The following is a 20,735-nucleotide window of genomic DNA, read 5'->3' on the forward strand; positions in this document are numbered from 1 at the left end:
GCACGGCCCACCGACAATTCCGCAATGCAAGATCAGCCTTCCTCGACCGCACCGCAAGCGCTGACCGGCGTGCGTGTGCTGGACCTGTCCCGCGTGCTGGCCGGCCCCTGGTGCACGCAGACCCTGGCCGACCTGGGCGCCGATGTCATCAAGATCGAACGCCCCGGCAGCGGCGACGACACGCGCGCCTGGGGCCCGCCCTACTTGAAGGACACCGACGGGCAAGACACCTCCGAGGCGGCCTATTTCCTCGGCGCCAACCGCAACAAGCGCTCGCTGGCCGTGGACCTGTCCCGGCCCGAGGGCCAGGCCATCGTGCGCAGGCTCGCCGGCCAGGTGGACGTGCTGGTCGAGAACTTCAAGGTCGGCGATCTGGCCCGCTACGGGCTGGACGCGCAAAGCCTGCTGGCCGACCACCCCGGCCTCGTCATCTGTTCCATCACCGGGTTCGGCCAGACCGGTCCCTACGCCGAGCGCGCCGGCTACGACTACGCCGTGCAAGGCATGGGCGGGCTGATGAGCGTCACCGGCGAGCGCGACGACCTGCCCGGCGGCGGGCCGCAGAAGGTGGGCGTGGCGGTGGCGGACCTGTTCACCGGCATGTATGCCACCGTGGCCATCCTGGCCGCGCTGCGCCATCGCGATGCCACCGGCCAGGGCCAGGTCATCGACATGGCGCTGTTCGACACCCAGCTCGCCATGCTCGCCAACCTGGGCAGCAACTACCTGTGCAGCGGCAAGGCGCCGGGCCGCATGGGCAACGCGCACCAGAACATCGTGCCGTACCAGACCTTCGAGGCCAGCGACGGCTACCTGATCCTGGCCGTCGGCAACGACCGGCAGTTCGCCAAGTTCTGCGAGATCGCCGGCCGGCCGGAATGGGCGGCCGACGTGCGCTTCGCGACCAACGCCGAGCGGGTGCGCCATCGCACCGTCCTCGTGCCGCTGCTGGAGGCCGCCGTGCGGCAGCGACCGCGCGCCGACTGGCTGGCCGCGCTGGAGGCTGCCAAGGTGCCTTGCGGGTCGATCAATTCCATCGCCGAGGCGCTCGACGACCCGCAGGCGCAGGCGCGCGGCTCGGTGGTGGGCATGCCCCACCCGCTGACGCCGGACCTGCGCCTGATCGCCAGCCCGATCAAACTGTCGGCAACGCCTGTCAGCTACCGGCATGCGCCGCCGCTGCTGGGCCAGCACAGCGACGAGTTGCTGCGCGAAGCCGGATGTGACGAGGAAGACATCAGGCATTGGCGCGCCACAGGCGTCATCTCGTGAGGACAAACCCACCCGCTGGGCTGCGGGTTTGGGTCTGCCGGGCGGCAGCGGCAGACCTAACGCGTCCTTTCGTGCGGGCAAACCCACCCGCCTGGCAGCGGGTTTGGGTCCGCCAGGGCGCAGCGGCATGCCTAACGCGCCTTTCCGTGCGGGCAAACCCACCCCTGAACCAAGGGTTTCCCCCCGGCTGGGGGATGGAGGTCGGGGCCGGCAATCCGGAGCATGCGCCTACGCACTGCGGCGGGCCGACCACCTAGAACCATCCGCCGCAGGTTCGCCGTCACCGGGTCATGTCCACACCGCCTTCTTCAGCGCCAACCAATGCCGCCAACGATGTCATGCCTGAACCGTCCCCGGTGCAGTGGGCAGAAATCGTCCAGCAGCTGGGCGCCGAGATCGCCGGGCCGCTGAGCGCGGCGCTGGAGCAGATCCAGAACCTCGCCACCACCGGCCAGATCGACCGCCGCGGCCTGCGCCTGCTGCGCCGCAGCGTCGACGACGCCCGCACGGCCGGCATGCTGGGCCAGCAGCTGTCACGCCTCGCCTCCGGCCGCCTGCGGCTCAACCGCGAGCGCCAGAACCTCACGCAGATGCTGCGCAGCGTGCTGGCCCAGCGCAGCCGCGAGACGCAGGCGCGCGGCGTGCAGGTGCGCCAGTCGCTGAAGGCGGTCGAGATCTGGGCCGATGGCGCACTGCTGTTCGGGCTGCTGAACGCGCTGATGGACTGGGCGCTGGCCAACACCCATTCGTCGGTGGACCTGCGGCTGGACCTGACGCCGTGGCCCGTGAAGGCCCGGCTGAGCTGCCGCTTCGCCCACCGCTCGCTGGAGCTGCTGGGCGACGAGGCCGACACGCACGCCTCGGCAGCAGGCCTGGATTCGCTGGCCTGGCGGCTGCTCGAACAGACGGCCATCACGCTGGGCGTGCTGCCGCTGCGCGAGCAGGAGGCCGGCATCACGCTGCTGACGCTGGAGTTCAACCAGCTCGCACCCGACGAGGCGCCGCCGCCCGACAACACGCACAGCCGCCTCGAAGCCGAAGCCGCGCGCCTGGGCGGCAACTCCCGCCCGCTGGCCGGCTGCCAACTGCTGATCCTGTCCGCCAACCGCGAACTGCGCGCCGACGCGCAGGCCGCCGTGCGCCACATGGGCATGCTGGTGGATGTGGTGGGCAGCGTGGCCGAGGCGGAGCAGTTCTGCCGCGAGGGGCTGCCGCATGCCTTGCTGTTCGACGCCGGCCAGATGAGCGAGCCGATGCTGCAGCTCATCGCCGACGTGATGCGCGACGCGCCGGACTTCGCCTTCGTCGAGATGTTCGACGGCGAGCACCGCACCCAGCTCTCCACCGCCACAGGCGACGGCGTCGCCCGCATCTCGCGGCGCAACCTGGCCGACGCGCTGCCATCGCTGCTGATGTTCGAGCTGGCACGAAGGAATTGACGCCCTTCGTAGAATCGTGGCCATGTTGACGCGCCGCACCCTCGCCGCTTTCGCCCTCGCCTGCACGGCAGCCCTGAGCGGCTGCGCCCGCGAGCGCGCCCCCGAGGTCGGCTACGTGCTGCTGGACGGCAAGGCCTCCAGCTCGCGTGACTGGCAGGGCAAGGTGATGTTGGTGAACTTCTGGGCCACCAGCTGCGCCACCTGCGTGGCGGAAATGCCCAGCATCGTCGCCACGCATGACAAGTTCAAGGCGCGCGGCTTCGACACGCTGGCCGTGGCGATGAGCTACGACCCGCCGGCCTTCGTCGCCAAGTACGCCGAGACGCGCAAGCTGCCGTTCGGTGTGGCCATCGACAACACCGGTGCCGTGGCCAACGCGTTCGGCCAGGTGCAGATGACGCCGACGACCTTCCTCATCAACAAGCGCGGCGAGATCGTCAAGCGCTACATCGGCGAACCCGACTTCGCCGCGCTGCACGCGCTCATCGAGAAGCTGCTCGTCGAGGCCTGACGCCCGCCGCACACGCGACTTCCGTTCTCGCGTTATGGGCGCTGCACAAGCTCTCATGGCCGCAACGCCCGCCGGCGGCTGACACTGCGGCCATGACCAAGACCCTTGCCGCCCTGGCCGTCACGCTGCTGCTGGCCGCCTGCGCCCACCAGCCTGCCACCGTCACGCCACCGCGCACCGAGCCCACCGCGGCACAACTGGACGCGGCGCGACGCGTCGGCCTAGCCGCTCCTGAACTGTCCGATCTGCTGAACAAGCCGCTGTACCGCATGCAGCCCGCCGAGGTCGGCCGCTTCCTGGCCTGGCAGCAGCTGGACCAACCCCTGCTGCGCCAGCGCATCGCGGCGCTGGCGCGCAAGAACATCGGCCAGCCCTACGAGCTCTTCCTGCTGGGCGAGTTCCCGTACGAGACCTACGACAGCCAGCCGCTGTTCGACCTGACCAAGAGCGACTGCGTCGTCTTCGCCGAGCACACCTACGCGATGGCGTTGAGCGCGTCCTGGGAGGAGTTTTTCTGGGTGCTGCAGCGCATCCGCTACCGCGACGGCGTCATCGGCGTGGCCACGCGCAACCACTACACCGAAGCCGACTGGAACATCGCCAACCGCTGGCTGGTGACCGACGTGACCCGCACGCTGGGTGCGCCGACGCAGCCCTACCACCAGCGCATCGACCGCCAGAACTTCCTGCGCAAGCAGTTCAAGATCGAGCGCGACATCGCGGTCCAGCCCTTCGACGACGTCTACATCGCCAAGCAGGACGTGGCCGCCATCGAAGCGCAGCTGCAGGACGGCGACTTCGTCAACGTGATCTCGGCCCGCGGCAGCGATGCCTGGGCCTCGCATGTGGGCCTGATCGTCACCGGCGCCTACGGCTCGCGGCACATCCTGCATTCGGCCGAGCCGCAGGTGCGCGAGGAGACGCTGCAGGGTTTCATCGCCCGCCTGGGCGAGCGCGACGCACGCCAGGCCGGGCAGAACAAGGCGGCGCTGGCAGGCTTCAAGTTCCTGCGCCTGAACGACGCGCCGCAGGTGCCGCCGATGGCGCCGCAGCCGCGGCCCGCACGGCCGGCGGCCCTCGGCGGCTGATCAAGCGGCTGATCAGGCCGCGGTGGAGGCCGCCGTCGGGTTCAGCGCCGCGTGGGCCTGCTCGTCCGCGTGATAGCTGCTTCGCACCATCGCCCCGACGGCCGCGTGCGTGAAGCCCAGTTCGTAGGCTTCCTGCTCGAACTGCTTGAACTGCGCCGGCGTCACGTAGCGGCGCACCGGCAGGTGGTGGCCCGAGGGCGCCAGGTACTGGCCGATGGTGATCATGTCGATGTCGTGCGCACGCATGTCGCGCATGACCTGGCGGATCTCGTCGTCCGTCTCGCCCAGGCCCACCATGATGCCGCTCTTGGTCGGCACGCCCGGCACTTCCGCCTTGAAACGCTTGAGCAGGTCCAGGCTGAACTGGTAGTCCGACCCCGGGCGCGCTTCCTTGTACAGGCGCGGCGCAGTTTCCAGGTTGTGGTTCATCACGTCCGGCGGCGCGGCCTTCAGGATGTTCAGCGCGCGATCCGCGCGGCCGCGGAAGTCCGGCACCAGCACTTCGATCTGCGTCGCGGGGCTGAGCGCGCGGACCTGGGTGATGCACTCGGCGAAATGGCCGGCGCCGCCGTCCTTCAGGTCGTCGCGGTCCACGCTGGTGATGACGACGTACTTGAGCTTGAGCGCGGCGATGGTCTTGGCCAGGTTCAGCGGCTCGTCCACGTCCAGCGGGTCCGGCCGGCCGTGGCCCACGTCGCAGAACGGGCAGCGCCGCGTGCACTTGTCGCCCATGATCATGAACGTGGCCGTGCCCTTGCCGAAGCACTCGCCGATGTTGGGGCAGCTCGCCTCCTCGCAGACCGTGTGCAGCTTGTGCTCACGCAGGATCTGCTTGATCTCGTAGAAGCGCGTGCTGGGCGAGCCGGCCTTGACGCGGATCCAGTCGGGCTTCTTCAGCACCTCGGCCGGCACGATCTTGATCGGGATGCGGGAGGTCTTGGCCTCGGCCTTTTGCTTGATCGTCGGGTCGTAGGTGGTCGTGTCGGACATGGTCATGACGTGAACTGTGCCGAGAGCCGCTCGGCGAGCCGCCCGGCCGCGGTCGGCCAGTCGGTGAAAACCCCGAGTTTATCGAGGGATGTGGTTTGCAGCCCTTCGTAGCCGCAAGGATTGATGCGCAGGAAGGGTTCCAGGTCCATAGCGACGTTCAGCGCCAGGCCGTGGTAAGTGCAGTGGCGGCTGACCTTGATGCCCAGGGCCGCCACCTTGGCCAGGCCCCTGAAGGCGTCTTTCGGGTTCGCCGGACCGGCCAGCGCCGCGTGGCTGCCGGGGTCGTCCGGGCGCACGTAGATGCCCGGCGCACCACCGACGCGCAGCCCCGTCACGCCGTAGCTGTCCAGCGTCTGGATGAGGGCCGTCTCCAGGCGGAAGACGTATTCCTTGACGAAGATGCCCAGCCGGCGCAGGTCCACCAGCGGGTAGGCCGTCACCTGCCCGGGACCGTGATACGTGACCTGGCCGCCGCGCTCGGTGGCGACGACCGGGATGTCGCCCGGCAGCAGCAGGTGCTCCGGCTTGCCGGCCAGGCCTTGCGTGAAGGTCGGCGGGTGCTCGCACAGCCACAGCTCGTCCGGCGTGTGGGCGTCGCGGGCCGCCGTGAAGGCGCGCATGGCCTCCAGCGTGGGCAGGTAATCGACCCGCCCCAGGGTCTTGACGATCATGCAGGCATCATAGGCAGGCGCTGTAAGCCCTGCCCTCTTCAAGCCGACTCGCCTTCATGAAAACCTTGCTCGCCGCCCTGCTGCTGTCCTCTGCCGCGCTCGCCCATGCGCAATCGCTGGAACAGGCGCTGACCGCCTACGACGAAGGCCGCAATGCGGCGGCTGCCAAGGGCTTCGCGGCGCTGGCCGCGAAGGGCGTCCCGCTGGCCCAGTACAACCTGGCGATGATGCACCTGCGCCGCGAACTGCCCAAGGCCAGCGATGCGCAGGCGTGGACGCTGCTGAACCGCGCCGCCGCCCAAGGCTCGGCCCTGGCCGAGCATGCGCTCGGTCAGATGATCGAGCAGGGTCGCCGCGGCAAGCCGGTGCCGGCCCAGGCCTGCGACTGGTTCGAGCGCGCCGCCGAACATGGCCAGGCCGACGGCGCGCTGGACATCGCCACCTGCTACTACCTCGGCCGCGGCCGCACGCAGGACATGGCGCAGGCCCACCGCTGGTACCTGGAAGCCGCCAAGGCGGGCGACGTGGGCGCCCAGTACCTCGTCGCGTCGATGTTCGAGACCGGCCTGGGCGTGGAGGCCGACGAGCGCCTGGCGCGCTACTGGTACGACGTGGCGGCGAAGAACGGCGACGACGCGGCCAAGGCCAAGGTCCGGGCGATGGACGTCGCGGCGAACGCGACCTGACCGGTCAGAGGACCACCTTCACCATCGGGTGCGTGGTCAGCGTGCGGTAGATCTCGTCGAGCTGCTCGCGGCTGGTCGCCGTGATGGTGATCGTCAGGCCCAGGTAGTTGCCACCCTTGCTGGGCCGGTGCTCGATGGTCGCCGGATCGAAGCCGGGGTCGAACTGCAGCGCCACCGAGGCGATGGCGTCGGCGAAGCCGTCCACGTGCGCGCCCATCACCTTGATGGGGAACTGCGACGGGTACTCGATCAGCGACCGTTCGGGCGGGACGTCAGGCAATTCGGGCAGGTCGGGCGGCAGGTTCATGGCGGTCTCTCCGGTCTCTGCGGTCACTTGATCCACAAGCGGATCGAGTCCCAGGCGCGGCCCACCAGGCCGGCGACGGGCACGGACTCCTGCACGATCAGCGGGAATTCGGCGACCGGCGCCCCGCTCGTCGTCGTGACCTTCAATGTGCCGACGCGCTGGCCCTTGTTCAAGGGCGCCACCAGTGGATCGGTGCGTTCCACCTGCGTCTGCAGTTTGCTGCCGTCGCCGTGCGGCACGGCCACGAAGACCGCGTCGGCCGCGCCGAGCTTGGCTTCCTTGGACTCGCCCTTCCACACCGGCACGGTCGCGATGGCCTTGCCGGCATCGAAGATCTTGACCGCGTCGAAGGCCGTGTAGCCCCAGTTCAGCAGTTTCTGGCTCTCGCTGGCGCGCGCTTCCCTGGACGAGGTGCCCATGACGACCGACAGCAGCCGGCGACGGCCATTGGGGAAGTCGCGGTTGGCGCTGGCCACCAGGCAGTAGCCCGCCGCATCGGTGTAGCCGGTCTTCATGCCGTCCACGGTCGGGTCGCGGCGCAGCAGCAGGTTGCGGTTGTCCTGGCGGATCTTGTTGAAGGTGTAGTCGCGCTGGGAGTAGTAGGCGTAGTACTCGGGGAAGTCCGTGATGATGTGGGCCGCCACGGTGGCGATGTCGCGCGCGCTGCTCTTGTGGCCCGGCTCGGTCATGCCGGTCACGTTCTTGAACTCGGTGTTCTTCAGGCCCCAGGCCTGGGCCTGGCGGTTCATCAGCTGCACGAAGGTCTCGACGCTGCCGCCCACGCCCTCGGCCAGCGCCACGGCGGCGTCGTTGCCGCTCTGGATGATGAGGCCGCGCAGCAGTTCGTCGACCTTGGGCGTCATCGTCGTGTCGATGAACATCAGCGAGGGGTCGCCCTTGCGCTCGTCCCAGGCGCGCTTGGACACGGGCAGTGTCTGCTCCAGCGTCAGCTTCTTGTCGCGCAGCGCACCGAAGACGACATAAGCCGTCATCAGCTTGGTGAGGGACGCCGGGTCCTGCGGCGCATCGGCATCACGCTCGGCCAGCGTCTTGTGCGCGGCCAGGTCGATCAGCACGTAGTTGCGCGCGGCGATCTCGGGCGGCTGCGGGGCCTGGGCCTGCGTGGTCAGGCTGGAAGTGGCAAGGAGAGCCGCAAAAAGGGAAGCAAGCAGTCGTTTCATCGGATCAATTCGAGCGCGGCGTCAGCCCTTTGCGGGATCGAAGGCGCGCACCACCAGGGTCTTGAGCAATGGCAGCTGCCCATGAAAAAAATGGCCCACGCCGGGCACGACGGTGACCGGCAGGCTTTGTGGCCGCGCCCAGTCGAGCACGGCAGAGAGGGGGACGACATCGTCGACCTCGCCGTGGATGACCACGGTGTCGGCCGGCACGGGAGCGGTGTCGAACCGGCTCGTGGCAGGGCCCACGAGCACGAGGCGTTGCGCCGGTTCGGTCAGCGCCTGCGCAGCCCGCGACGCGACATAGCCGCCGAACGAGAAGCCCGACAGGATCAGCGCCTCGCCGGGCGCGCGCACGGCGGCCAGCACGGCCAGCGCGTCATCGACCTCGCCGCGGCCCTCGTCCCAGCCGCCTTGCGATTGCCCGATGCCGCGGAAGTTGAAGCGCACGGCGCGCCAGCCGAGATGGATGAAGGCACGCGCCAGCGTCTGCACGACCTTGTTGTCCATCGTGCCGCCCTGCGTGGGGTTGGGGTGGCAGATGAGCGCGGTGCCGACGGGCGCGGCACCGTCCGCCGGCAGGTCGATCGCGACCTCGATCTGCCCGGCCGGACCGGGAACGAGGCGCTTCTCGGTCTGCGCGTTCATCGGCCGACGGCGTCCGGCAGCACCAGGCGCGCGACAACCTGGCCGTCACGCAGATGGCTTTCGACGATCTCGTCGAGGTCGCTCTGGTCGACCCAGGAGTACCAGACGGCCTCCGGGTAGACGACCGCCACCGGCCCGCCCGCGCAGCGGTCCAGGCAGCCGGCCTTGTTGATGCGCACGCCGCCCTTGCCGGCCAGGCCCAATTGCTTCACGCGGGACTTGCAGTGGTCGAACGCGCCTTGCGCGTCGTGGTCGCCGCAGCTCGCCTCGCCGTTGGTGCGCTGGTTCAGGCAGAAGAAAACGTGGCGCTGGTAGTAACTCATCGCGATGGATTCTCTCACTCGGGTTTCTGGACCAGGCGGGCGGCGAGCCAGACCAGCGCGATGAAGGGCCAGGTCCAGGCCAGCCAGCGCGTCAACCCGTAGAAGTTGATGAAGCGGCCCTGCTCCCAGGCCTGCATGTTCAGCGTCAGGTAGGGGTCGGCGGGTGCGACGCTGATGAGGCCGATCAGCGCGCACAGCACGAAGAGACCGAGTGCCGCCGCGACGCGCGAGGGCAGCAGGCAGGCCAGCAGCGCCAGCACCAGCCCCAGGCCCACGCCGGGGCGCGTCGCGTCGCTGAGCCAGGCCCAGGCGTGGTCGGGGCCGAAGGCCATGGCCGTCGCCGTGGCCGTGCCCAGCAACCCCAGCAGCACCGCGCCAGCCGCCAGCGCCAGGCGACGCAGCCCGGGGCGGGCCACTGCGATCATCAGCAGCACCGGCGAGAGCAGGCCCAGCCCGATGGCCAGCGCCGCCAGGCCGGGCGGCAACTCGTGCTCGACGGCGACCGCGTCGCCCCAGGACAGCGCCCAGGGCGTGCCAGCGAGCGCGTCGACCAGGGATTCACGCCACCACGGCAGCCACTGGCCCAGGCCGAAGGGCAGCGGCGTCGGGTACAGCAGCGCCAGCGGCCACAGCGCCAGCAGCGCCAGTGCCGGCGCGCTGCTCGTGCCGAACCAGTGGTCGCGCATGTTCTCCCAGCGCTGCAGGCCGCCCAGGCCGTTGAGGATCAGGCCGAAGGCCGCGCCCAGCGTGCTGCCGGCGCTGTTCAAGGCCCAGTCGGACAGCGAAGGCACGCGGCCGGGCACGAAGAACTGCAGCGACTCCATCAGGAACGACAGCAGCGGCCCCGGCAGCAGGCCGAGCAGCAGCGCGGTGCGCAGCCCCCAGCCGGATCGCATCGCTGCGGCAAAACCGAGCAGACCCAGCGGGATGTAGCCCAGCAGGTTGGCCTCGACGTCGAACGCCCAGAAGCGCTTGGGCCAGGGCAGGTCGAGCAGCCACGGCAGGCCCATGCCCGGCGGCCAGCGCCAGGGCCAGAACGGGTAGAGGCTGGCGTAGAAGATCAGCCCGATGTGGGCCAGCAGCAACCAGGTGGCGGAACTCTGCCGGCGCTGCATCGCTGGCCCCGAGCGGCGGCTCAAAAGGGCTTGACCGTCGCCAGCACGACGATGGCCGCGAACAGCACCACGGCGCTCTCGTTGTAGACGCGGAACCACTTGTGGCTGCGGCGGTTGGACATGTCCTCGAAGCTGCGCAGCAGCCGGCGGTTCATGTGGTGCAGCCCGATGACGACCACGACCAGCGCCAGCTTGGCATGCAGCCAGCCGCTGCCGGCAAAGCGCGTGGCGCCGAAGCCCAGCCACACCCACAGGCCCAGCAGCAGCGCGACGCCCATCAGCATGGTGCTGAAGCGATGCAGCTTGTGCGCCATCAGCAGCAGCCGTTCGCGCTCCGCATGGCTGTCGGCCGGCACCATGGCCAGGTTCACGAAGATGCGCGGCAGATAGAACAGGCCAGCGAACCAGGCGGCGACGAAGACGATATGAAAGGCTTTGACCCAGAGCATGGGCACATTATGGAAGCCGCTCCGCGCCCACGTTGTCAGCCGGGGCCTTGCATGGCCAGGCCTCGCGTGCCGCAGGCGCGCGGACGGGCGTCGTGGCATCGAGCCGTCAGGCTCGCGGCGCACCGCGCCGGGCGGCTCGCAAAGCGAGACGCATGCCACGTGACCGGCAAAAAAAACCCCGGCTCAAGGCCGGGGCGGGAAAGCCTTATCGCTGTCATCACGCTAAGGCTCCTGCTCAGGGAGGAAAAGCAGGGAACGACCACCTTGCGGCTATCATTCAGGCACAAGTTTAGCGCGCCCGAGCGGTAGCGTCACGAATAAATGACGCGGGATGTGTCGTCCATCACGCGTCGGGCCGCGTCCCCCGCAGCCTGAGGATTTCGACGTGCCCCGCTCCGTTTCCACGCCCCCCGCCTTTCCCGCGGCACGCCCGCGCCGGCTGCGCCGCGACGCCTTCACGCGTGCGCTGGTGCGCGAGCACGCGCTGCGGTCCAGCGACCTGATCCTGCCCGTGTTCATCCATGAGGGCGAGGACCGCCTGGACGCCGTGGCCTCCATGCCTGGCGTGTCGCGCCAGAGCCTGGATCACCTGCTGCGCACCGCCGAACAGTGCGTCGAGTTGGGGGTGCCGGTGCTGGCCCTGTTCCCGGTCATCGACGCGTCCCTGAAGACGCCCGACGGCGCCGAAGCACTGAACCCTAACGGCCTGGTGCCACGCGCCGTGCGCGAGGTAAAAAAACATTTCCCGCAGCTCGGCGTGCTCACCGACGTGGCACTGGACCCGTTCACCAGCCACGGCCAGGACGGCGTCCTCGACGAGTCGGGCTACATCTTGAACGACGCGACGGTCGCGATCCTCGCCAAGCAGTCGCTGGTGCAGGCCGAGGCCGGCGTGGACATCGTCGCACCCAGCGACATGATGGACGGCCGCATCGGCGCGATCCGCCAGGCGTTGGAGGCCGCCGGCCACATCCACACGCGCATCATGGCCTACAGCGCCAAGTACGCGAGCGCCTTCTACGGCCCGTTCCGCGACGCAGTGGGGTCGGCCGCCAACCTGGGCAAGGCCGACAAGAAGACCTACCAGATGGACCCCGGCAACAGCGACGAGGCGCTGCGCGAGGTGGCGCTGGACCTGGCCGAAGGCGCCGACATGGTGATGGTCAAGCCCGGCATGCCGTATCTGGACATCGTGCGGCGCGTGAAGGACGAGTTCCGCGTGCCGACCTTCGCCTACCAGGTCAGCGGCGAGTACGCGATGCTCAAGGCGGCGGCAGCCAACGGCTGGCTGGACCATGACGCCGTGATGATGGAGTCGCTGCTGGCCTTCAAGCGCGCGGGCGCGGATGGCGTGCTGACCTACTTCGCGCTGGACGCCGCGCGCGTCTTGAAGAAGGGCTGACCGCGTGCGGGTCTTCCACATCGAGGCCGATGGCTTTCGCGAGCTGCCGGCGTTGCCCGACACGCTGCCCGAGCGCGGCTTCCTGTGGATAGGCTATGGCCGCCGCGAGTTCGAGGTGGGCGAGCTGGCGGCCCAGCAGGCGCTGTCGCGCTGGGGCTGCGGCAACATCGTCGACCTGCATGTGTCGGACCTGATCAACAACCAGTTGCCCTCGCACTTCGACTACACGTCCTGGTACGACATGCTGGTGTTCCGGCGGCTGGCCGCGGCACCCGGCAGCCAGGACCTGTTCGTCGACGACGAGCACGGCACGCTGGCCTCGGCGCAGCGCGCGCTGCGCGCCATCGACACCAGTCCGGTGGGCTTTGCCGTCTTCGACCGCGTGCTGATCACCGTGCACCCGACGGACTGCCAGGTGCGCGAGTTCTTCGCGCAAAAGCTCGGCCGGCTGACCGAGGGCCGCGAGAAGCGTGACTCGCGCGGCGGCGCCCGGCTGCCGACGAGCCCGGCGGACCTGATGCTGCGCATGGTCAACCACATGGTGGACAGCTACCTGGAGCTGCGCCGCCTGCTGACGCGCCAGCTCGCGACACTGCAGCGCGTGCTGCTGGACCAGAACAGCGAGTTCAACGACTGGCCGCTGCTGCTGGAAAGCCGCGACGCGCTGCACCGGCTGGAAGACACCTGCGAAGACCAGCGCAGCGCGATCCAGGAGTGGATAGACGCGCTGGATGAATGGCCCACCGACGGCGACCCGCACGTGACGCGCGAGCGCGAGCTGCTGCGCGTGCGCTCGCGCGATGTGCTGGAGCATGTGGAGCGGGTGCTGACGCATGTGCGCCGGCTGGAATCGTCGGCCGAATCGGCCGTGCAGATGCACTTCAGCGCGCTGGGCCACCGCACCAACAGCATCATGCGCACGCTGACCGTACTGACGGCGATCTTCCTGCCGCTGAACCTCATCACCGGGGTGTTCGGCATGAACTTCGAGTGGATGCCGCTGATCAAGAACGCCAACGGCTTCTGGGACGCGGCGCTGCTGATGCTGGGCGTGGCCATCGGGCTGTGGGCCCTGTTCAGGCGCAAGCGCTACCTGACCAACCGCTGAGCCGCGGCTCAGCCGCGCTGGTAGGGGTCGGCGAAGCCCAACCCGGCCAGGATCTCGGTCTCGCGGGCCTCCATGCATTCGGCCTCGTCATCGGCCTCGTGGTCGTAGCCCTGCGCGTGCAGCGTGCCGTGGACCAGCAGGTGGGCGTAATGGTCGAGCAGCGGCAGGCCCATCTCGGCCGCCTCCCGCTCGACGACGTCGGCGCAGATGACGAGGTCCGCGCCGACGACCGGCTCGTGCGCGTAGTCGAAGGTCAGCACATTGGTCGCGTAGTCCTTGCCGCGGTACTCGCGGTTCAGCGCGCGGCCTTCCTCGGCGCCGACGATGCGCACGGCGATCTCGCCCGGCAGCTCCAGCGCGGCGCGGATGAAGCGCTGCACCTTGTGGCGCGGCAGCAGCGCCCGGTGGCGGGGGTCGGCGAACTGCAGGGACAGGCTCAGCTCGGGCTTCATGCGTCGCGCCCTTCGTGCTTGGCGCGCGCCTCGTAGGCCTCGACGATGCGCGCCACCAGCGGATGGCGCACCACGTCGGCGCTGGTGAAGCGCGTCATCGCGATGCCCTTGACCTTGGCGAGCACGCGCTCGGCATCGACCAGGCCCGACAGCACGCCGCGCGGCAGGTCGACCTGGCTGGTGTCGCCGGTGACGACGCAGCGGCTGCCGAAGCCGATGCGGGTCAGGAACATCTTCATCTGCTCGGGCGTGGTGTTCTGCGCCTCGTCGAGGATGACGAAGGCATGGTTCAACGTGCGGCCGCGCATGAAGGCCAGCGGCGCGACCTCCAGCTGCCCTTTCTCGAAGGCCTTGGTGACCCGGTCGAAACCGAGCAGGTCGTAGAGCGCGTCGTACAGCGGGCGCAGATAGGGGTCGACCTTCTGCGTCAGGTCGCCGGGCAGGAAGCCCAGGCGCTCGCCGGCCTCCACCGCAGGGCGGGTCAGGATGATGCGTTGCACCGTGGAGCGCTCCAGTGCGTCCACCGCGCAGGCCACGGCCAGGAAGGTCTTGCCGGTGCCCGCCGGGCCGAGGCCGAAGGTGATGTCGTGCGACAGGATCTGCTGCAGGTACTGGTGCTGGCGCGGCGTGCGGGCCGACAGGTCGGCGCGGCGCGTGCGCAGCACCAGCGGGTCGTCGCCGCCCGCATCGGGCGCCAGCGGCTCGACCGGCGCGTTGGCCTCGACGAGAGCGAGCTGCAGCGTCTCGGCCGGCAGCGGCCGCCTGGCGCGCTCGTACAGGCCTTCGAGCAACGTCCTGGCGCGCTCGGCCGCGGTCTTGGGGCCGTCGACGCGGAACTCGGCGTCGCGCCGGCTCAGCCTGACGCCCAGCGCGGCCTCGATCTCGTGCAGGTTGGCGTCCAGGCTGCCGCACAGGCGCGCCAGGCGCGTGTTGTCGGCGGGTTCGAGGGAGAAGCGCAGGATCACGGTGGGTCGGCAAGAGTGGCCGCGGATTGTCGCTGGTGCGTGCATTCCCCGCCCTGCGCGGCCCGGCCGCTCCCGCACAATGCCGCCCCATGATCCAGCTGACCGCGCCCCAGGCCCCAGCGCTCGGGCGCCTGCCCCTCGTCCTGCTCTGCGCAGCCCTGCTGTGCCCGGCTGCCGCGCAGGCGCAGACGGTGACGCCCAGCCTGTACTGGGCGGCGACGCTGCACGGCTGGGCCGCCGCCATGCTGGCGCTGATGGCCACCGCGGTTGGCGTCGTCTCCAGCCTGCACCACCGCGAACGGCCCGCCAGCTTTCTGGTCGGCATGATGCTGAGCTGGGTGGTGCTGCGTGCCGCCACCGCGCCCGGCGCTGCGGGGCTCAGGCCGCTGTTGATGACGCTGCTGGTGCTGTGCGGCGTGCAATACCTGCTGCGGCAGATGAACTGGAAGCGCAGCTGGATCGACCATGCGTTGCTGATCCAGTGCCTGGTGGTGCCGGCCAGCCTGCTGGTCACCGGCGGCCAGGTCGTCGTGCTGGGCACGCTGTGGCACGTGGTGCTGGGGCTGGAGCTGGTGGTGGCGATGGGCTGGGCGCTGTGGTTGCGCCGCCAACGCCAGCAGTCCGCCGTGGACGACGCGCCGGGCGGCGACTTCCACCTGATGGCGGCCCTGCTGCTGCCGACCATGCTGGCCCTGGTGGCCGAGATGCTGCTGGCCGCCGTCAGCGAGACGCTGTGGTGGACGGCGTCGCCCTGGCTGGGACTGATGCTGCCGGTATTGATGCTGGGGCTGGGCCTGCAGTTGCTGAACAACGTCGCGCATGCCCGCGTGGACGCCGAGAAGCGTGCTGCGTCCCTGGAGCAGCGCATGGCCGAGCGCATCGCCGAGGTGGAGCGCAACCACGCCCAGCTCGCCGAGCAGAAGCTGGAGCAGGTCACCGAGCGCGAACGCAAGCGCATCGCCGCCGACCTGCATGACGACCTGGGCGCCAAGCTGCTGACCATCGTGCACACCAGCGAGTCCGACCGCATCTCGACGCTGGCGCGCGAGGCGCTGGAGGAGATGCGGCTGTCGGTGCGCGGCCTGACGGGCAAGCCGGTGCACCTGATCGACGCGTTGGGCGACTGGCGCGCCGAGGTGGTGTCGCGTCTGGGCCAGGCCAACATCCTGGCCGAATGGAAGTCGCCGGCCGAGGATGTGGAGCACACGCTGCAGGCGCGCTCCTATGTGCAGACGACGCGCATCCTGCGCGAGTCGGTCAGCAACATCATCAAGCACAGCGGCGCGACGCACGCCACCATCTCCTGCGCAGTCCAGGAGGGCGACTTCATCCTGACGATCCAGGATGACGGCCAAGGCATTCCGACGGAACTGGACGGACGGTTGGACAGAGGCCACGGCATGGCGAGCATGAAGTCACGCGCCAAGCAGATGCATGGCCAGTGCCTGGTTGAATCCGGCCCCGGCTGGGGTACTGTGATCCGTCTGACCATCCCGCTCTGAACAGCGCTCTGAATTCGAGGCCCCCATGAACCACATCCTGCTGCTCGAAGACATCCCCGAAATCCGCGCCTGGCTGAAGGCGCTGGTCAAGCAGGTGTTCGCCAACGCGCAGATCACCGAGTGCTCCCGCGTGCAGGACGCGCTGTCGCTGGTCAACGGCCAGCGCTTCACGCTGGCGCTGCTGGACCTGGGCCTGCCCGACGGCTCCGGCGTCGACGTCATCGCCGCGCTGCGCGAGAAGCAGCCCGAGGTGCAGTCGGTCATCGTCACCATCCACGACGACGACGAGCACCTGTTCCCCGCGCTGCAGGCCGGTGCCTTCGGCTACCTGCTGAAGGAGCAGTCGCGCGAGCTGCTGGTCGAGCAGCTGCAGCGCATGAGCCAGGGCGAGCCTCCGCTGTCGCCGTCCATCGCGCGCAAGGTGATCGCCTACTTCGCCGCGCAGGTGAAGAAGCCGACCTCGCCGCTGTTGCATGAGGTGTCGCTGACCGACCGCGAAACCGAGGTGCTGCTGCGGGTGGCCAAGGGCTTCACGCTGCCCGAGATCGGCGTGCAGCTGGGCCTGTCCCGCCACACGATCGCCGACTACGTGAAGCAGATCTACCGCAAGCTCAACGTGAGTTCGCGCGCCGAGGCTGCACTCGAAGCGCAGCGCCTGGGTTTGTTCGGGCGGAATTGATGGCCTGGGGATGGGCCAGCGTGCGTGGCGCGCAGGTCCGTCCGCCCCTGACTCCGGACCGGCCCGGCCCGGATAATGGGCCGATGATTGGAAGACTCAGCGGCGTCATTGCCGAGAAATCGCCGCCTCAGATCGTCATCGACGTGGCGGGCGTGGGCTATGAAGTGGACGTGCCGATGAGCACCTTCTTCAACCTCGGCGGCCTGGGTGACCGTGCCGTGCTGCTGACCCACCTCGTCGTCCGCGAGGACGCCCACCAGCTCTTCGGTTTCCTCACGCAGGAAGAGCGCGGCACCTTCCGCATGCTCATCAAGATCAGCGGCATCGGCCCCAAGATGGCGCTGGGGTTGCTGTCGGGCCTGTCCGTGCCCGAACTGGCCCAGGCAGTGTCGCGCCAGGAAGCCGGCCGGCTGACCAAGGTGCCCGGCGTCGGCAAGAAGACCGCCGAGCGGCTGCTGCTGGAGCTGAAGGACAAGCTTGGCCCCAACCTCGCGCTGCCGGCCACCATCGCCAACGATGCGCAGGCCGACATCCTGCAGGCCCTGGTCGCGTTGGGCTACAGCGAAAAGGATGCGGCCTCGGCGCTGAAGGTGCTGCCACCGGACGTGGGCGTCAGCGACGGCATCAAGCTGGCGCTGAAGAAACTGTCGTGAGCGTCACGCCATGAGCATCCAGACCGACGACTTCGCGCCCGCACCGCGCCTCGTGAACGCGGCGCCCGAGTCCAGCCGCGAGGAGGCGATGGAACGTGCGCTGCGGCCCAAGCACCTGGACGACTATGTCGGCCAGGTCAAGGCGCGCGAGCAGCTGGAAATCTTCATCGGCGCGGCCCGAAAGCGCCGCGAGGCGCTGGACCACGTGCTGCTCTTCGGCCCGCCGGGGCTCGGCAAGACGACGCTTTCGCACATCATCGCCGCCGAACTTGGCGTCAACCTGCGCCAAACTTCCGGCCCTGTGCTGGAGAAGCCCAAGGACCTGGCCGCCATCCTGACCAACCTCGAGAAGAACGACGTCCTCTTCATCGACGAGATCCATCGCCTGAGCCCGGTCGTCGAGGAAATCCTCTACCCGGCGCTGGAGGATTACCAGATCGACATCATGATCGGCGAAGGCCCGGCGGCCCGCTCCATCAAGCTGGACCTGCAGCCCTTCACGCTGGTCGGTGCGACGACGCGCGCCGGCATGCTGACCAACCCGCTGCGCGACCGCTTCGGCATCGTCGCACGGCTGGAGTTCTACACGCCGGCCGAACTGCAGCGCATCGTGACGCGCTCGGCCGGGTTGCTGGGCGCGCCCATCGACGCCGACGGTGCGCTCGAGATCGCCCGCCGCTCACGCGGCACGCCGCGCATCGCCAACCGGCTGCTGCGCCGGGTGCGGGACTACGCCGAGGTGAAGGCCGACGGCCGCATCGTCGCCGGCATCGCCGACAAGGCGCTGGCGATGCTGGACGTGGACCCGCTGGGTTTCGACCTGATGGACCGCAAGCTGCTGGAGGCCATCTTGCACCGCTTCGACGGCGGCCCGGTGGGCCTGGAGAACGTCGCCGCCGCCATCGGGGAGGAGGCCGGCACGATCGAGGACGTCATCGAGCCTTACCTGATCCAGCAGGGTTTCCTGCAACGCACGCCACGCGGCCGCATCGCGACGCTAGCCGCCTACCGGCATCTCGGCCTGACGCCGCCGCGCAGCCAGGGCGCACCGGACTTGTTCGGCGAATGACGCTGCTGCCACCGTCACGTCGTAGGCGGCGCAATCAAGAAAAAAGCGCCCCGCAGGGCGCTTTCTAGTGTCCGATCCGATGAATCAGAAGTTGTGGCGGACGCCCACAGCCAGCGAGTCGAAGTCGCCGCCCTTGTTCGGCAGCTTCTGGTCGATGTCGGTGTAGAAGGCGTAGATCTTGGTGCGCTTGCTGAGGTTGTAGTTGTAACCCAGCGTCCACTGCGACGCGCCAGCGGTGCGGAAGCTGTCGCCCGTCATGCCATTCGCGCTGGCGGAATCGCCACCCGCCTTGGTGCCACCGATGTTGAAGTGGAACTCCGACTGGCCCAGGCTGTACATGGCCGACACACGGCCGATGTTGCGGGTGCGGAAGCCGTCCACCTTCTCGCTCTGGAAATAACCCGTGACCAGGACGGGGCCGAACGCGTAGTCGGCTTCCAAGCCATAGGTCTGACGCTTCGCGCCGCTGCCGATCTGGCCAGCGCCGATGTAGCGGCTGGCTTGTGCGTATGTGCCGGCGATGTGCAGACCGTTCACTTCGTAGTTCAACGACAGGTCATAGGCGCGCGGGCCGGATCCTTCGCCGGCACGCACGGAACCGATGAAGTTGAAACCGCCGACCGTGGGCGAGAAGTAGCCGACCTTGTTGGTGCGGACGCCGAAGCCGAAGTCGGAGAACAGGGCGTCGGAGGACGTGCCCGTGTCGTGGTTGTGGTTGCTGGTACGGTCGACCGTCGAGAAGTACGAATCGGGGAACCAAGTACCCAGGCGAACGGTACCGAAGGCGCCGCTCAGCTCAACGTTGGCCTGGCGCGACCAGAACATCGTCGAAGGGCCGCCCAGGGTCTGCACGGTACCCGTATCCGAATTCAGGCCGTGTTCGAGATTGAAGCTCGCCTTCAGGCCGCCACCCAAGTCTTCCGTGCCGCGCAGGCCGAGGCGCGAAGAGTTGTTCTGAACAGCCACCTTGCGGTCCTGGTTGCCGAACTTCTGGCTTTCGACGGAGGTGTTCAGGCGACCCCACAGGGTGACGGAGCTTTGAGCGAAAGCCGGAGCTGCAACAGCAGCCAGGGCGGCGACGAGTGCGATCTTCTTCATCGTGTGCCTTTGCAGAGGGGGGTTGCGGCGGGTTGACGGCCCGGCCTTGGGGGACAAGTAAAGGTCAGTATAGAAGCGGGTTTACGCTGGCCCGCCTCGACCGACGCGTGGATGCAACAGTGGACTAGGGGCCCGGCAAGGGATGGACGCGCCTCAGGCGGCGATGTCGTCGGCGCTCAGGCCGGCCAGATGGTGGTCGTCGTTCCACCCGATCAGCGTGAAGCCATCGCCCGTCGCGAGCAGTCGGTTGATGGCCGCATTGCCGAGTTGCCAGCTGCGCGGCGCATCCAGCGCCACGCGGGTCGCGGCCCGGTAGAGGCAGTCCAGCACGCCGCCATGCGCTACCAGCGCGATGCTCTGACCGGCGTGGGCCGCGGCGGCGCGGCGGGCGGCGTCCAGGCAGCGGGTACTGAAGGTCGTCAGGCTTTCGCCGCCACCGACGGGGAAATCGGGCTCGCGGCGGCGCCAGCGGGCCGCATCATCGGGGTAGCCCTGGCTGATCTCGTCCCAGGTGAGCCCCTCGAAGCGCCCAAAGGCGCGCTCGCGCAGGGACGGGTCCAACCGGACCGGCAGCCCCTGTACCGCCGCCACGGCCTCGGCCGTCTGCCGCGCCCGGCTGAGATCGCTGGCATAGATGGCGGCCAGCGGTTCGTCTGCCAGCGCCTGCGCCAGCCGCCCGGCCTGCGCCAGGCCCAGCGGGCTCAGCGCAATGTCGGTGTGCCCCTGGATGCGCGTCGCACGGTTCCAGGCGGTCTCGCCATGGCGGATCAGGATCAGCCGGGTCGCCTGTTCCAGCACTAGACGCCCCAGACGACGTCGGCGTTCTCCTTCAGGCTGCGCTGCATCAGCTCGCGCAGCGGCCAGGCGCGCTGGCGCAGCGACACGCCTTGCCGACGCGGCTCCGGCTCGCCGGCGGCCTTGGCCGCATCCACGCCTCGCTGGAACTGTGCCTCGTCGTCGGCGACGCCTGCCTCGAGCGCCTGGATCAGCCCGGGCAGCGCCCCGGCTTCGAGGATGCCTTGCGGCGCCGGCGAGCGCCCCAGCAGCCGCAGCACGGCATCGCCCGATTCGGCCATCATGACGACGTCGGCACCAGCCTTGGATTTGAAGCGGTAGAGCATGGCCGCATT

General features: G+C 69.1%; 24 protein-coding genes. 11 read left to right on the forward strand and 13 right to left on the reverse strand.

Annotation, left to right across the window (positions count from 1 at the left end; translation table 11 throughout):
* Nucleotides 1–24: 24 nt before the first annotated feature.
* From ACO07H_RS00505 to ACO07H_RS00520, 4 genes are all read left to right on the forward strand, one after another.
* Nucleotides 25–1,272, forward strand: coding sequence for a CaiB/BaiF CoA transferase family protein (locus tag ACO07H_RS00505; RefSeq protein WP_422009999.1), 1,248 nt, complete (start codon nucleotides 25–27; stop codon nucleotides 1,270–1,272).
* 338 nt (nucleotides 1,273–1,610) lie between these two features.
* Nucleotides 1,611–2,711 carry a hypothetical protein gene (locus tag ACO07H_RS00510; RefSeq protein WP_422010001.1) on the forward strand — a complete coding sequence of 367 codons (1,101 nt, stop codon included), beginning with the start codon at nucleotides 1,611–1,613 and terminating at the stop codon, nucleotides 2,709–2,711.
* A 22-nt stretch (nucleotides 2,712–2,733) separates the two neighbouring features.
* Nucleotides 2,734–3,222, forward strand: coding sequence for a TlpA disulfide reductase family protein (locus tag ACO07H_RS00515; protein WP_422010003.1), 489 nt, complete (start codon nucleotides 2,734–2,736; stop codon nucleotides 3,220–3,222).
* A 92-nt stretch (nucleotides 3,223–3,314) separates the two neighbouring features.
* Entirely contained in the window at nucleotides 3,315–4,310 is a 996-nt protein-coding gene (locus ACO07H_RS00520) for an N-acetylmuramoyl-L-alanine amidase-like domain-containing protein (protein ID WP_422010004.1), read from the forward strand.
* Nucleotides 4,311–4,322: 12 nt separating this feature from the next.
* Here ACO07H_RS00520 and lipA read toward each other — a convergent pair whose 3' ends face one another.
* Both lipA and lipB read right to left on the reverse strand, forming a co-directional pair.
* Nucleotides 4,323–5,306: a lipoyl synthase gene (gene lipA, locus ACO07H_RS00525; protein ID WP_422010006.1), complete on the reverse strand. Its 984-nt coding sequence runs from the start codon at nucleotides 5,304–5,306 to the stop codon at nucleotides 4,323–4,325.
* Nucleotides 5,303–5,971, reverse strand: a complete 669-nt coding sequence (lipB, locus tag ACO07H_RS00530) for a lipoyl(octanoyl) transferase LipB (RefSeq protein WP_422010008.1) — start codon at nucleotides 5,969–5,971, stop codon at nucleotides 5,303–5,305. The genes lipA and lipB overlap by 4 nt, the downstream gene beginning before the upstream one ends.
* A 56-nt stretch (nucleotides 5,972–6,027) precedes the next feature.
* On the opposite strand from lipB, the gene ACO07H_RS00535 reads away from it, so the two are divergent.
* Nucleotides 6,028–6,657: a tetratricopeptide repeat protein gene (locus tag ACO07H_RS00535; RefSeq protein WP_422010010.1), complete on the forward strand. Its 630-nt coding sequence runs from the start codon at nucleotides 6,028–6,030 to the stop codon at nucleotides 6,655–6,657.
* Nucleotides 6,658–6,661: 4 nt separating this feature from the next.
* On the opposite strand, the gene ACO07H_RS00540 is transcribed toward ACO07H_RS00535, so the two are convergent.
* The 6 genes from ACO07H_RS00540 to ACO07H_RS00565 are packed head-to-tail and all read right to left on the reverse strand — an operon-like array spanning nucleotide 6,662 to nucleotide 10,677.
* The gene (locus tag ACO07H_RS00540; RefSeq protein ID WP_422010012.1) at nucleotides 6,662–6,964 is read right to left on the reverse strand and encodes a YbeD family protein; all 303 of its coding nucleotides are present in this window, start codon (nucleotides 6,962–6,964) and stop codon (nucleotides 6,662–6,664) included.
* Between the two features lie 23 nt (nucleotides 6,965–6,987).
* Nucleotides 6,988–8,145 carry a D-alanyl-D-alanine carboxypeptidase family protein gene (locus tag ACO07H_RS00545; protein WP_422010014.1) on the reverse strand — a complete coding sequence of 386 codons (1,158 nt, stop codon included), beginning with the start codon at nucleotides 8,143–8,145 and terminating at the stop codon, nucleotides 6,988–6,990.
* Between the two features lie 21 nt (nucleotides 8,146–8,166).
* Nucleotides 8,167–8,790, reverse strand: coding sequence for an alpha/beta hydrolase (locus tag ACO07H_RS00550; protein ID WP_422010016.1), 624 nt, complete (start codon nucleotides 8,788–8,790; stop codon nucleotides 8,167–8,169).
* Entirely contained in the window at nucleotides 8,787–9,113 is a 327-nt protein-coding gene (locus tag ACO07H_RS00555) for a (2Fe-2S) ferredoxin domain-containing protein (RefSeq protein ID WP_422010018.1), read from the reverse strand. Before ACO07H_RS00555 ends, ACO07H_RS00550 begins: the two co-directional genes overlap by 4 nt.
* 14 nt (nucleotides 9,114–9,127) lie before the next feature.
* Nucleotides 9,128–10,228 carry a VanZ family protein gene (locus ACO07H_RS00560; protein WP_422010020.1) on the reverse strand — a complete coding sequence of 367 codons (1,101 nt, stop codon included), beginning with the start codon at nucleotides 10,226–10,228 and terminating at the stop codon, nucleotides 9,128–9,130.
* A gap of 20 nt (nucleotides 10,229–10,248) precedes the next feature.
* Nucleotides 10,249–10,677, reverse strand: coding sequence for a CopD family protein (locus tag ACO07H_RS00565; RefSeq protein ID WP_422010022.1), 429 nt, complete (start codon nucleotides 10,675–10,677; stop codon nucleotides 10,249–10,251).
* Between the two features lie 385 nt (nucleotides 10,678–11,062).
* Between ACO07H_RS00565 and hemB the strand changes: the two genes are divergently transcribed.
* Both hemB and ACO07H_RS00575 read left to right on the forward strand, forming a co-directional pair.
* Nucleotides 11,063–12,079: a porphobilinogen synthase gene (gene hemB / locus ACO07H_RS00570; protein WP_422010024.1), complete on the forward strand. Its 1,017-nt coding sequence runs from the start codon at nucleotides 11,063–11,065 to the stop codon at nucleotides 12,077–12,079.
* Nucleotides 12,080–12,083: 4 nt separating this feature from the next.
* A complete protein-coding gene (locus tag ACO07H_RS00575; protein ID WP_422010026.1) occupies nucleotides 12,084–13,187 on the forward strand; it encodes a magnesium transporter CorA family protein in 1,104 nt (367 codons plus the stop codon).
* Between the two features lie 8 nt (nucleotides 13,188–13,195).
* Here the strand turns inward: ACO07H_RS00575 and ybeY are convergent, their stop codons facing one another.
* Together ybeY and ACO07H_RS00585 are read right to left on the reverse strand one after the other, a co-directional pair.
* Nucleotides 13,196–13,639 (reverse strand): rRNA maturation RNase YbeY, encoded by a 444-nt coding sequence (ybeY, locus tag ACO07H_RS00580; RefSeq protein WP_422010028.1) that lies wholly within the window; start codon nucleotides 13,637–13,639, stop codon nucleotides 13,196–13,198.
* A complete protein-coding gene (locus ACO07H_RS00585) occupies nucleotides 13,636–14,604 on the reverse strand; it encodes a PhoH family protein (RefSeq protein WP_422010030.1) in 969 nt (322 codons plus the stop codon). Before ACO07H_RS00585 ends, ybeY begins: the two co-directional genes overlap by 4 nt.
* A gap of 89 nt (nucleotides 14,605–14,693) precedes the next feature.
* Here ACO07H_RS00585 and ACO07H_RS00590 point away from each other — a divergent pair, with 89 nt between their 5' ends.
* The 4 genes from ACO07H_RS00590 to ruvB all read left to right on the forward strand — a co-directional run bounded on the left by ACO07H_RS00590 (nucleotide 14,694) and on the right by ruvB (nucleotide 18,507).
* The gene (locus tag ACO07H_RS00590) at nucleotides 14,694–16,106 is read left to right on the forward strand and encodes a sensor histidine kinase (protein WP_422010032.1); all 1,413 of its coding nucleotides are present in this window, start codon (nucleotides 14,694–14,696) and stop codon (nucleotides 16,104–16,106) included.
* A 25-nt stretch (nucleotides 16,107–16,131) separates the two neighbouring features.
* Nucleotides 16,132–16,785: a response regulator gene (locus ACO07H_RS00595; protein ID WP_422010034.1), complete on the forward strand. Its 654-nt coding sequence runs from the start codon at nucleotides 16,132–16,134 to the stop codon at nucleotides 16,783–16,785.
* 83 nt (nucleotides 16,786–16,868) lie between these two features.
* Nucleotides 16,869–17,438 (forward strand): Holliday junction branch migration protein RuvA, encoded by a 570-nt coding sequence (ruvA, locus tag ACO07H_RS00600; protein WP_422010036.1) that lies wholly within the window; start codon nucleotides 16,869–16,871, stop codon nucleotides 17,436–17,438.
* 10 nt (nucleotides 17,439–17,448) lie between these two features.
* Nucleotides 17,449–18,507, forward strand: a complete 1,059-nt coding sequence (gene ruvB / locus ACO07H_RS00605; RefSeq protein WP_422010038.1) for a Holliday junction branch migration DNA helicase RuvB — start codon at nucleotides 17,449–17,451, stop codon at nucleotides 18,505–18,507.
* A gap of 84 nt (nucleotides 18,508–18,591) precedes the next feature.
* On the opposite strand, the gene ACO07H_RS00610 is transcribed toward ruvB, so the two are convergent.
* The 3 genes from ACO07H_RS00610 to ACO07H_RS00620 form a co-directional block, all read right to left on the reverse strand.
* On the reverse strand, nucleotides 18,592–19,605 hold the full coding sequence (locus ACO07H_RS00610; RefSeq protein ID WP_422010040.1) for a porin: 1,014 nt from the start codon (nucleotides 19,603–19,605) through the stop codon (nucleotides 18,592–18,594).
* A gap of 153 nt (nucleotides 19,606–19,758) precedes the next feature.
* Entirely contained in the window at nucleotides 19,759–20,400 is a 642-nt protein-coding gene (locus tag ACO07H_RS00615) for a histidine phosphatase family protein (protein ID WP_422011633.1), read from the reverse strand.
* Nucleotides 20,401–20,402: 2 nt separating this feature from the next.
* Complete coding sequence (locus ACO07H_RS00620; protein ID WP_422010042.1) at nucleotides 20,403–20,726, reverse strand: DUF1840 domain-containing protein; 324 nt, start codon at nucleotides 20,724–20,726, stop codon at nucleotides 20,403–20,405.
* Nucleotides 20,727–20,735: the final 9 nt, after the last annotated feature.

The organism is Roseateles sp. (assembly GCF_965229315.1).
In the GTDB taxonomy this organism is placed as follows: domain Bacteria; phylum Pseudomonadota; class Gammaproteobacteria; order Burkholderiales; family Burkholderiaceae_C; genus Pelomonas.